A 12,228-nucleotide genomic window follows, 5' to 3' on the forward strand; every position below is an offset into this window, starting at 1 on the left:
ATCAGAGAAAATAGAAAATGCAGACTTTCTCAGTTTGGTAGATGTTAGTGACGGGAGACAGGTTGAAAAGATGGCTAATTAGCCCGTGAAGCATTGAAGAGCAAATAGTAACCAGATTAGACTGTGCCGGAAATTAGAAAATACAATTAAGCTAAGTAACAGAAATGGTGAGTAAGCATTAATTAAGAAGCACTAATTATCTAAGGAGATGCCGTAATTTAGTTAAACGGGTAAGGAAAAGTATAAAAGTTATTGAATAAGGCGAAATTGTATAGTAAAGAGATTTATATAGTAGGTAATAGAATGAAATGGCATTACAAACGTATAATGTATTAATATGAAAGTCAATACGTATAAATACTGATTAATAAAAGTAATTAGATATATATGAGCCTGATGCAATATAACACTGTTTAAAGGTATTGTATAGCTGTTAGTTAGCAGTTTGTTTAACTGAGGGGTCTTTTGAAGTAGATTACGATAATGCACAAAAAAGCCTGTATGGTTAATACAGGCTTTTGAAAAAGTTTAAATAAAAACTGATTATTTATTATTTTTTAGCAGGTCGCGAATCTCTGTGAGTAATTCCTGATCTTTGGTTGGAGCAGGAGGTGGGGCAGGAATGGCTTCTTCTTTCTTCTTGAAACTGCTCATAGCTTTAATGGCCATGAAAATAGCAAATGCAATGATGAGGAAATCAATTACATTCTGTATGAACATGCCGTAATTCAATGTAACAGCTGCTGTTTCGCCAACGGCTTCCTTAAGGGTATACGCTAAATCTTTAAAATCCAGGCCTCCCAGTAAAACTCCAAGAGGTGGCATCAGAATATCATTTACAAAGGAGGATACTATTTTTCCAAAGGCGCCTCCGATAATCACAGCGACAGCAAGGTCAATTACATTGCCTTTCATCGCAAATGCTTTAAACTCATTTAATAGCTTCATGTTGTTTGTTTTAAGGGGTTATTGTTTGATTGTTGCCTGATAATGTTTCACAGCATAGGTTAATCCAATTCCAAAAGTTTGTTTAAACTGTGTCCGGGGTCCGGTTTTGCCGTCTTTGTCCATAATCTGTATGTCGTGGTCATAAACTGTTTGTAATCCAATGTAGGTGGAAATTAGTTTATTAACTTTGAGGATGAGCAATGCTTCCCAGTTAATGTCAATATTCTGAGGGCGGTCTACATAATTTGAGAAGAGTTCAAGTTTGCTCTTCAGATTTACGTTGGTGATAATGTCTTTTTCAAAAGTTGCTTTAAGTGAAGCGCCAAATTCTGGTCTGATGGTTTTTCCCGGATCAACGCCATAGGCTCCTGCGTCTGATAATCCTTTATCGCCAACAATGGTTAACCTGCCTGTAACAGGCAGCAACGAAACAGACAAATACGGATAGGGTTTATAATCCATACCAAGTCCGAGCATCAGATAACCGGGAGCCATAAAGGTTGAAATCAGCACTGAGTCATTGGGGTAGTTGAACCCATCGGTAAATTGTGTTCTGAAACTAAGGTTGGCGCTTAGGAATAAATGCTTGTTAATGACATTATGCCCTACTTTGGATACAAAATCAATTTTATCATCACTTTTTCTCACCTTGGCATCGCCTTGTTTGATTAAGCCATAAGCCAAATCAAGTGAATTGTCCCAGGTTGTCCTGGCTTTTTTCATATTGGCAATTAAATTAATAAATGAATTGCCTCCCAAACTGTTTTCACCTCCGGCAGCCCAGTTGGTTAGTGAAACCTGCGAAAAAGAAAGGGATGTTTTGATGCCTGTTGTCCAGAGTTTGGTGGTGTCGGCTGTTTGAGATAAACCAGTTAGCGATGCAGCCATTACAATAACGAAAGAGAGTAGTGCTTTTTTCATATATTTAATTTAAAGATAAACTTGCAATAATAATCATTTGTTGTTCTGTTATTTCTTCAGCATTTCATGGCATTATCCCCCGTAGCTTGATTTAATATTAGGGTTAAAGTTCCCGTCAGGGCCTTGGTCAAGACTAAAGTTGATAGAGATGCTCATTCTTGTTCTGACTGCTTGTTGATGAATGGTTCCTGGCATCCATTTAATCAGATGTACCAATCGTAAAGCTTCTTCGTTGCAGCCGGCCCCAAGCGAATTTAGTACGATTGTATTAGAAATTCTGCCATGAGGTTCAACAATGAACCCTATTTTAACAGTGCCGCTCAAATTTTGTTTAATGGCTGCTTCCGGGTAAACAAGGTTGGCAGCTACGAAACCAGCAAGATTAATATTTTCTCTGGTAAAAATAGGGTGGGGGGCTGTTTCAAGATTTTTGTACTGATATATGGTGCCTGATGTGTCAACAGGCTCAAAGGGGAAAAGAATTTCAGAGTATCCTCTTTGTTTGCACAAACGCTTGTATTTGCGCAAGTTAAATTCTATTTCAAATTGAATGCTGTCTTCATTGGGGATGCCTCTGAAGGTGCCAGGCTCCCATTCTATCATTTTAAAAATCCGCATGGTCTCTAGGTCGCATTCAGGCGAAACACGGGCTTTATACCGGGTAAAAGTAACTTGTCCTTTTTGATCGATTTTTGCAGAAATAATAACATTTCCTTCAGTTTTTGCCTGTAAGGCTGTTTCAGGATAAACTAATTCCTGTTCTGTGAATTGCCTTAGTTGTGCTTTGCCGCCATAGGGTTGTGGAGGTATATATTCCTGAGAAAAAGCATAGTAATTCATTAAAAGGAGACATACGGCAGCCGGTATTTTACTCATGATGATATAGTTTTAGTAAAGATAGTAAGAAATGGCATTTTGTCAATACATCAAAGGCTTATTATACATTAGAATGAGGGGAGTTTGTTGTAAAGATTGACAGCGGACTTAATGTTTGATGCCGGGCAAAATGGAATCCAAAACAGGAAGGATATGATTAATTGTTCTTTTTATTGACTTCTTTTTGTCGATAGTAGAAGCGATCATATGCATAAAGTTTGATTTTAATCAAGAGCTAACGCATATGAACTGTAAGCAGGCTATTTAACTTTTTATCACCTGCAAATGTTGTAAACACCTGACAAGCAATGCGCCCAGTATTAATCGGGAAGGTCGCCGGGTGTAATTATTTGATTTCCTGATAATGCTATCATCTGTTCAATTTGGTCAAATTGATTTTGTTTTAAGGAAAAATCAATCTTCCCTTGGTTTATCAAACTAATAGTATCGCTTACAGAGGTTAATGATTCCGTAATATGAGAACTTACAATAATTGTTTTACCTCTGGCTGCAAGCACCGGAAGTATTTGCTGTACTTGCCTTACAGCTTCAAAGTCGAGTCCATTGAACGGTTCGTCCAGTATCAGTAGCTTTCTGTTAAGTGCCAGAATTCCCATAAAGCTTAATTTTTTAAGCATACCGGTTGAATAATTATCTACAATTTCGTCTAATGGAAGTTTAAAAATATGATTCCACTTCTCAACATTGAATGACGGGTTTTTTAACATAAAAACCTGAAGATATTCTTTGCCGGTTATCATTGGATAAAAGTAGGGGGATGTTTCCATAAATCCACAGGCTGACTGATGAATCCGGCTATTATTCAGGGTTATACCACCGCTGTTGGGCCTGAGCCATCCTGCTATAAGATTGAAAAGGGTTGTTTTTCCAGCACCGTTCATTCCAACCAAACCATGCACTTTGCTGGTTTCAAGCTCCCAATTCAATCCGTTGATCACAAGTGGTTTGCCGTAGCTAAAGGTCAGGTTATGAATGTTTAACATGAATAATTTGTGTAAGTTGAACAATTGCTTTCTTTGAATATACGGCAAGCATAAGAAGAGGTAGTGGAAGTAAAACAGGCAAAACAAAGGTAAAATTGAGCAAAACAATGATTACCATATGATATGGTGTTTGAGCTCCGGGTTGGTATCCGGCATATTTTAAGGTTATTGAGAATGCCTGAACCAATAAACTGTTGGTAAAAACCAGCAGTAATGGCCTGAAACTGTCAGGATAAAGGATGATAGAGCCCAATAGGAGCGGAATTGAAAAAATTGTAAAAAGAATTATTTGCAGAAGTATTTTCCTCAAAAGAAATGATTGAGGGGATAATGATGTTGAAAGTATGAATACTTGCGATTCGTGTTCCATTTGAAAAGAAGCTGCCAGCAGCGAAAAAGCAAGCAAAACAATGGCAAATACATAATCAAAATCTGAAAGAACAACAGCTGAAATATAGAAGGCCAGGATGATAAGATAGTTTTTACGCAGGCCGGCGCGCCACTCCCACGAATCTGCAGGAATAAACCGAAAGGACAGGTAATTTCTTTTTCGCCTGAAGACCAATGGCTTTTTTATCAGCGAAATAATAGAAATACCTCCAATAACTATCAAAGCTGCTATGAAATCGGGCCAGATGAGGTAAGCCAGCAGGAACGGACTTAATGCGAGCAGATAAAGGAGCGTAAAAAAGCCCCAGCGATTGAGCCCCGGATTGTTAAGTAAAATAAAATCTTTCCGGTTTATATGGTTTTGGGCAAGAATTAGAATAAGAACAATGGCCTGCCATTGAAGCATTCCGGTTTTTAAGGTGGCTTTTAAACCCATCAATAAAATACCTGCCAGCAAAAGTACCCTGAAAATGCCCAGCTGCCCAAGCATTCTGAAGTATCGTTTCAGATGAATATACAGGAAAAGGAGGGGCGGTTTTAACATTTTATGACACTAAACTGGCTCCAGATTTTCTGTCTTTACCCAGCCTTTGCTGCCATTTGCAATCCGTATTTCATTCCATTCGCCTATTTTATCAATCACTTTTACTTTTAATCCCTCATGAATAACAAACAGATCGATGCTGCTCTCGTCAGGCGAGCTTTTTACAGGAAGCGTTGGAGCAAAAACAATGGCTGCTTTTTGGTTTTTTGATTCTGTATTGGTTTGCCATGCTATTATTCCGCCAACCATATTTAAAAAAAGTAACAGGATTCCGGTGCTGAAAAATATTTTTCGTCCGTTAATCGTCCTTGTAAGTAGAAATATGGCGATGTTGATGAAGAGCAGAAAAAAAGTAATTATGGCAAATTTGGCCCAGCTATCTGGAGAAAATAATGATTTTAACTGTTTCCACCAGCGTATGTAGAAAAGTTCAGGCAAAACTTCAATTTTGTCAACGATGCGGCTGTTGGCAACGCCAAGATTGTATATGAAGTCTTCATTTCCTGGCTCAAGTTTTAAAGCCCTTTCATAATTGAGTATGGCCGAAGGTAAATTGTTGGTTTTAAAATATGCGTTCCCAAGGTTGTAGTATAGTTCGGGGGAGGCTAATCCATCGGCAATTACCTTCTCATAGATGGGGATTGAATTTTCAAAGAAGCCGGCCATGTAGGCTTTGTTGGCTTTGTCGATTTCAGCCTGAGGACTGGCTTGGATCGTCAGGCTAATGACAAACAGCAAAATTATGGTGAATAGCCTTCGTTTCATATTTTCTTCTGATTTCAGATTTCTAAATTCGACCAGGGAAGTGTCCTGGTTACATACTTTTAAGCTTGCAGTTTAAAGCTGTTAATTTTCAAAACTTGCTTCAATCATTTGTGATTGAGTTTTCCTTAGCCTATTTTAATTCCTGTTCGGTTCGGGTAATGGCATCAATGGCTTGTTTGTACAAATCGCCCATAGCTTTTGATTTATCTATAGGTGCAAATCTGGCAAACTCACAATTGTTCAGTGTATCAATAAATTGTTTGATAAGTTCACTGCTCACTCTTTTGCTGGTCAGTGCTTCATTTACCGAATCCATGGAAAGTGTTGACCTGGGAATGTTGAATTTATCGCTCAGATAGCCCCACAATGCATTGGAAACTTCCGACCAGAAGGCTTCATGTTTGCCGTCTTTCATAAATTGTTCAGCAGATTTCAGTCTTTTTCGCGCAACGCCTGTTGCTTTGCGATTTCGCATCAATGCCTGATTGCTGCGTTTCTTAAGCTCATTTTTCAGAATCAGTAAAAAAGCAATGAAAAGAATGATGGGCAATGCCAGTAAAATCCAGAACAGAGAAGACCCAAAGAAATAAGTATTTACCGGGATGAGTTTAAGTTTTCCTGTTTTGATAAACCTGATGTCACTGCCGATATATTTAAAGTCTTCCTTATCTGCACCTCCGGTAGTAATAGTGTTGCCATTATCATCGCCTCTGTTGACTTTAATGGCAAATTCAGGCGAATTAAGGGTTTTGTACACTCCGGCTTCATCGTCGAAGTATGAAAATGTAACAGGCTTTATTTTAAAGTTTCCCGGATTTCGGGGAATTACCAGGTATTCAAAAGTGCGTGAACCGGATACCCCGCTACCATTTGCCGAAATATTGTCAGTAACCCTGGGGTCGTATACTTCAAAGTCGCTGGGGAATTCAATGGCTGGTTTTTCAATCAGTTTGATGTTGCCTTTTCCGGTAATCGTAAACTTCAGGCTCATGGCATCGTTGGCTTTCAGTTCCTGACGGTCAGTGGTGGCTGAAATGCTGAATTTTCCTACAGCACCGCTATACCCAATTGGTTTGTTTTGTGCGGGTAGAGGTTTAACATTGATGCTAACCTGATTTGATTTAATGGTTTTTCGTACATTCTGCATGGTGTTTCCAAAGAAACTGTCGTTAAAGAAGTTGTCGAAAAATGGATCATTGGTAGTTCTGCGGCTCGATTTCCGTTGTATTTGCGCAATCACATCCATTTCAAGAGGGTCGATGTTCAGTTTGCCTGATTTTTGGGCAAACATGGCATCCTTTTTAATTTCCGCAACTACATACTCCTGGCCGTTTATGTTTTCACGGTATTGGTTCAGGTTTTTATCGTCCTTTAAAAGATCCTGTGACCAAAATCCGCTTACGCCGGGCGCTTTGGTAATGCTGTATTCGGCAATGGGTACTCTGGTGTAGATTTTATAAGTGACAATTACTTGTTCGCCCTGATAAGGATTTGAATTGCTCACTGTTGCCTTTACAAAAAGGTCTTTTGATGTTAAATCACCTTGCAGTTGCTGATTTCCGCCACTGCTCTGATTATTTCCAGCGCTTTGCCCTGATTGAGGAGCATTTCCTTTTACAACTTTTACAGTTAGAGCATTCGACTTATAGGTCTTACCATCCACATTAACCGAGGCAGGGCCTATTGTAAAGGAGCCTTCTTTTGAAGCCTGCAAAATATAAGTGAAAGAATAGTCTACACTTCTTGAAACCTGGCCGTTAATAATTTGCATGCTTGAGCTTGATGACTGGCTGGGTCCTGCAAGAACAGAAAAGTCTCTTAATACAGGAGCTGTAAATCCTGATGCTTGTGCATTTACCGAAAAAACCAGTCTGAACTGGTCGCCAACAGCCACCACTTCGCGGGCTGATGCTTTAAATTCAACTTGCTGCCCATAGCCCGGCAAGACCATCAGCAGTAATAAAATAACGAGTGAATTTCCTGTCTTTCTCATCTTCCCTTTTTCAGTTAACGGATATTTAAGGGTTTGATTATAATAATCTGCAAATATAGCTTACCAGTCCTTTTCAATTTGCACCTGAACTGGTTTTACTTTTTGCTTTTTGACTTTGTCAATTGTTTTTTGTTCGTCGTTTTTTAAGGCCTGAAGCATGCGTTCAGCATCCTGTTTCGATATCTGTTGCTTTTGCTGTTGCTGTTGCTGTTTGTCTTGCTGCTGGTCTTTTTGATCCTGAGGCTGCTGTTGTTGTTGCTGATCTTTTTTATCCTGTTTGTCGTCCTGTTTGTCGTCCTTATTCTGCTGTTGTTGTTGCTGCTGTTGCTGAACAAGTTTCTTTAAGGCGTAACTCAGGTTATAACGCGTGTCATCATCAGATGGATTCAGTCTGAGCGCTTGTTTGTATGCTTCAATGCTTTCCTGGTATTTTTCAGCTTTAAACAATGAGTTTCCCAGATTGTGATATGCTGCCGCTTTGCCGGTATTGTCATCAGCTTTCATTTTACCGGCTGAATTGGTGAAGCTTCTGCCGGCTTCTTCCCAGTTCTCTTGTTTATACAGTGAATTGCCCAGGTTGTATTCTCCCTTTACTGATTTAGGGGCCACTTCCATCGCTTTGCGGTAATCAATCTCCGCATCTTTATATTTGCCCTCTTCGTAAAGTTTATTTCCTTTACGAATAATAGCATTGTCTTTCTGGGCAGAAGCCTGGCTAAAGGCACACAGAAGTACAATAGGGATTATAATCAGTGATTTCATTTTTTTATGTTCTTGCCTGGGTGAAACAATGAAATTTTGCGAGCCCATTTACTTTGTCTTTCGTTTAACAGAAAATTAATCACAATAGCAAGCAACGCAATTGCCACAAAGTATTGAAACCTGTCTTCGTAATCGGAGAAACTTTTGGTGTCGACCGTAACTTTCTCAAGTCTGCTTATTTCTTCAAAAACCTTGCGCAGCCCAGCCTGGGTGTTGCTGGCCCTAACATAAATACCGTTGCCCGCTTCAGCAATTTTATTCAGCATGGTTTCATCAAGTCGGGTAATAATGGTTGAGCCGGCTTTGTCTTTTTTAAATCCTGTAATCTCGCCGTCTTTGTAAACGGGTATTGGTCCGCCTTCGGCCAGTCCCATTCCTATGGTATAGACCCTTATGCCTGCTTTGGCCGCTTCAGAGGCTTTTTCAATGGCATCGTCATCGTGGTTTTCACCATCTGTAATGATGACGATGGCTTTTCCTGATTTTTCATTTTTGAACGAAACCGAGGCTAAATCAATTGCTTGCCCGATGGCCGTTCCCTGCACCGGCACCATTCCCGGGCCAACGGTTGAAAGCATCATCTTGGCAGCAGCATAATCGGTTGTGATAGGCAATTGTGTGTAAGCTTTTCCGGCAAAGACCACAAGTCCTATACGGTCATTTTCCAATTCATCAATTAATCTCGAAATTGATTGTCGGGCTCGCTCAATTCTGCTTGGCTGAATGTCCTGGGCAAGCATACTGTTCGAAACATCAAGGGCAATTACAATATCAACGCCTTTTCGTTGAGCTTTTTCAAGCTTTGAGCCTATTTGAGGATTTGCAAGTGCCAATAACACCGCTGCAGTTGTGATAAGAATCAATGCAAATTTTAAATGCATTCTGAACGGGCTTACATCCAGCATAAGCCTTGAAACGACCTGCGAATCGCCAAAACTGCTGGCAACCTTTGATTTCCACCGGTTGTAAAGCCAATAGAGCACCACCATCAGTGGAAGAAGCATCAACAGGTTGAGGAATATCGGATGTTCAAATCTAAACATATGCTTTTACTTTCATTGTTCGTTTTACAGAAAAATTATCAGGGGAATTTTTTAAATACGGTGATTCCCAAAATAAAGTCAAGTAACAGTAATGCCAGTGCAGCTAGGGCAAAAGGCAAAAATTCTTCTTTCTTTTTACGAAATTCAGTTACGTCAACTTTCGATTTTTCCAACTGGTCAATTTCGCTGTAAATTTCTTTGAGATGTTGTTTGTTCGTAGCCCTGAAGTATTTTCCATTGGTCATTTCAGAGATTTGCTTTAGCAGAGGCTCGTCAATGCGTACTTCCATTTGCTGATATTGCGTGCCGAACGGGGTTTCAATCGGGTAGGGGGCAGTACCAATTGTACCAACTCCGATTGTGTAAACTCTTAAGCCGTAAACCTTGGCAATTTCAGCTGCCGAAACAGGGTCGATAAACCCACGGTTGTTTTCACCATCGGTAAGTAAAATGATTACTTTGCTGATGGCCTGGCTTTCCTTTAACCGGCTTACAGCTGTTGCCAGTCCGTCGCCTATAGCAGTTCCATCTTCAATCATTCCGCTTTTTATTTCATCCAGCAGATTTATCAGCACAGGATGGTCAGTTGTTAGCGGACATTGGGTGAAACTTTCGCCACTGAATACCACAAGGCCAATGCGATCGCTCGGGCGGCCTTTAATAAAATCTTCGGCTACATCGCGGGCAGCAGCCAGGCGATTGGGTTTAAAGTCTTCGGCAAGCATACTTCCTGAAATATCCATGGCCATTACGATGTCAATCCCTTCAACACTTACACTTTGTCTCGATAATGTTGACTGTGGCCTTGCCAATGCAAAAATGAGCATTGCAAAAGCCAGAATTTTAAAAACAAAAAGCGCGTGTTGCAGGTATTGCTTGATGGTTTTTGATTTTTGCGAAAATGCTGCAAAATCTGATATCTGAAGCCGGGCTCGGGTAGATGAATCCTTTAACCAATACCACGCTATAGCAGCTGGTATAAGCAGCAACAGATAAAATGCTTCAGGATTGGCAAATTTCAAATGTTCAAACATGATCTTTTATTCCTTTATCTGTGTTCCGGTTTCGGTGTTGCTCCCGGTTAAATGGTTCTTTTCTTTTGTCGTTGCCGTTGCCGGTGCTGTATTGATAATTACAGAGCGTGCATAGGTAAGACTAAGTTCATTTTCAGCAGCATTGGGTTGTGCTTTGGCAAATTTGGCCATGTCTGACAGTGATAGAATTTTTCTAAGATCCCCAATCATAGCAGCATCATTTAGTAAATCCTTCATTGCATTCATGATTTCATCGCTGGTCATTTCTGCCGCAAGTACCCCGAATCTGGCTTCAAAATATGCACGTAAAATGTCAGTTAATCTGGTATAGTATTCCTTAACCTGCCCTTTTTGCCATACCTGCTCCTGTTTTAGCAACTCAAGCTCTTCAATGGCTATGATGTGTGGCGGTTTTTGCGGTTTAGCCGGAAGTTTGATAAATGGTTTGTTTTGTTTTCGTTTTCGCAAATAAAACCAGATAAGAAATCCAGTGAGACCCGCTGCAAGCAGCATTAAGAGCCACGGAAGGAAATCCCGAAAGGTGTAAGGGGCCTTTATCAGTGGTTTGATGTCTTTGATGTCGCCTTTTAAATCAACCTGAACATTCAGCACTTCAAGCAAAACCGGTTGGCTTGTTAATATTTGCGGGCTTTGGCTGCCGGGTTGGGTAACTTTAAAGGTAAGTGGCGGAATTACCAGAAATCCGGTGTCAAATGAGGTTATACTTATCAATTGACGAACCAGCAATTTGTCAATACCTTCGCGGGTAATAGTGTCTGGTTTGCTTTTTGAAATAATCTCAATCGATTTGGAAAGTGTATCGGTAAGTACCGGCCATTCAAGTTTGCTTCCGGGCAAAATTTCCAGTTCAATGTTTGCGTTTATCTTATTGCCAATCAGAAAGCGCGTAGTGTCAGGCTTTACAACCTGCGAAAAAGCCAAAAGTGGACAAACAGAAATGATGAGTATCAGCAATCTGCCCAAATCCTTTTTCTTTAAATGATTGCCTGAAAATCGCCTCTTTTCCATCTTAATTAAATGCTTGGTTTTCATTATCGTCTGGCTTCTCTGGCTTTAAATAGCCCCAGAAGTGGTCTAACATAGTCTTCACCTGAGCTTATGCGTGCAAAATCAACTCCGCTTTTTCGGAAAGCCTGTTCAAGTAGATGCACTCTTTGTGTCGCATGCCTGGCATAATCCCTGCGTACATTTGCACTTGAAGTGTCAACCCACAAACTTTTGTCCAGCTCTTTATTATAAAGACGCACAAGACCCATGTCGGGAAGTGTAAGGTCGCGTTTGTCATAAATATGCAGGGCAACAAGGTCGTGCTTGCGTCCGGCAATTTTCAGGGCATCTTCGAACCCCTTGTCAATAAAGTCGGAGATAAGAAAGGCTGTGCATCGTTTTTTCATGGCATTGGTCAGAAAACGCAATGCTTCGGCAATATTTGTTTTCTGACTTTGCGGTTTGAAATCAATCAGTTCTCTGATAATGCGGAGTATATGGCTCAGCCCTTTTTGAGGTGGTATGAACTTTTCAATCCGGTCGCTGAAAAAAATAACGCCCACTTTATCATTGTTGTGAATGGCCGAAAAAGCAAGAACAGCTGCAATTTCAGTCATTAATTCCTCTTTCAGCCTTTTTTCAGTTCCAAACTCATTCGAACCGCTTACATCAATCAGAAGAGCTACTGTTAGTTCGCGTTCTTCGTCAAAGATTTTTATATACGGATGGTTGAAACGGGCGGTAACATTCCAATCGATGTTTCGGATGTCGTCGCCGTACTGATATTCACGTACTTCGCTGAAAGCCATACCGCGGCCCTTAAAAGCACTATGATACTGCCCGGAGAAGATGTGGTTTGACAATCCCCGGGTTTTGATTTCAATTTGTCGTACTTTTTTCAGAATATCGCTAGTTTCCATTACGCTTTTATCCTTTCCTG

The 12,228-nt window shown here is 40.3% G+C and carries 12 protein-coding genes; all 12 read right to left on the minus strand.

Translation table 11 applies throughout. The annotated features are described in order from the left end of the window. Nucleotides 1–543 precede the first annotated feature (543 nt). Nucleotides 544–948, minus strand: a complete 405-nt coding sequence (mscL, locus tag H6541_10830; GenBank protein ID MCB9016279.1) for a large-conductance mechanosensitive channel protein MscL — start codon at nt 946–948, stop codon at nt 544–546. Between the two features lie 18 nt (nt 949–966). Next, nucleotides 967–1,869 carry a DUF3078 domain-containing protein gene (locus H6541_10835; GenBank protein ID MCB9016280.1) on the minus strand — a complete coding sequence of 301 codons (903 nt, stop codon included), beginning with the start codon at nt 1,867–1,869 and terminating at the stop codon, nt 967–969. Nucleotides 1,870–1,941: 72 nt separating this feature from the next. Further along, entirely contained in the window at nt 1,942–2,745 is an 804-nt protein-coding gene (locus tag H6541_10840) for a TonB family protein (GenBank protein MCB9016281.1), read from the minus strand. Nucleotides 2,746–3,065: 320 nt separating this feature from the next. Next, on the minus strand, nt 3,066–3,749 hold the full coding sequence (locus H6541_10845) for an ATP-binding cassette domain-containing protein (protein MCB9016282.1): 684 nt from the start codon (nt 3,747–3,749) through the stop codon (nt 3,066–3,068). Next, nucleotides 3,733–4,683, minus strand: coding sequence for a hypothetical protein (locus H6541_10850; protein ID MCB9016283.1), 951 nt, complete (start codon nt 4,681–4,683; stop codon nt 3,733–3,735). Before H6541_10850 ends, H6541_10845 begins: the two co-directional genes overlap by 17 nt. A 9-nt stretch (nt 4,684–4,692) precedes the next feature. Further along, nucleotides 4,693–5,448, minus strand: a complete 756-nt coding sequence (locus tag H6541_10855) for a tetratricopeptide repeat protein (GenBank protein ID MCB9016284.1) — start codon at nt 5,446–5,448, stop codon at nt 4,693–4,695. A 130-nt stretch (nt 5,449–5,578) separates the two neighbouring features. Beyond that, entirely contained in the window at nt 5,579–7,441 is a 1,863-nt protein-coding gene (locus H6541_10860; protein ID MCB9016285.1) for a protein BatD, read from the minus strand. Between the two features lie 60 nt (nt 7,442–7,501). Continuing rightward, entirely contained in the window at nt 7,502–8,203 is a 702-nt protein-coding gene (locus tag H6541_10865; GenBank protein ID MCB9016286.1) for a tetratricopeptide repeat protein, read from the minus strand. Continuing rightward, nucleotides 8,200–9,246: a VWA domain-containing protein gene (locus H6541_10870; protein ID MCB9016287.1), complete on the minus strand. Its 1,047-nt coding sequence runs from the start codon at nt 9,244–9,246 to the stop codon at nt 8,200–8,202. Before H6541_10870 ends, H6541_10865 begins: the two co-directional genes overlap by 4 nt. Nucleotides 9,247–9,284: 38 nt before the next feature. Continuing rightward, nucleotides 9,285–10,280 (minus strand): VWA domain-containing protein, encoded by a 996-nt coding sequence (locus tag H6541_10875; GenBank protein MCB9016288.1) that lies wholly within the window; start codon nt 10,278–10,280, stop codon nt 9,285–9,287. A 6-nt stretch (nt 10,281–10,286) separates the two neighbouring features. Then, nucleotides 10,287–11,309 carry a hypothetical protein gene (locus H6541_10880; GenBank protein MCB9016289.1) on the minus strand — a complete coding sequence of 341 codons (1,023 nt, stop codon included), beginning with the start codon at nt 11,307–11,309 and terminating at the stop codon, nt 10,287–10,289. A 23-nt stretch (nt 11,310–11,332) separates the two neighbouring features. Next, nucleotides 11,333–12,208, minus strand: coding sequence for a DUF58 domain-containing protein (locus tag H6541_10885; protein MCB9016290.1), 876 nt, complete (start codon nt 12,206–12,208; stop codon nt 11,333–11,335). Nucleotides 12,209–12,228 lie beyond the last annotated feature (20 nt).

The organism is Lentimicrobiaceae bacterium (assembly GCA_020636745.1).
In the GTDB taxonomy this organism is placed as follows: Bacteria; Bacteroidota; Bacteroidia; order Bacteroidales; family Lentimicrobiaceae; genus Lentimicrobium.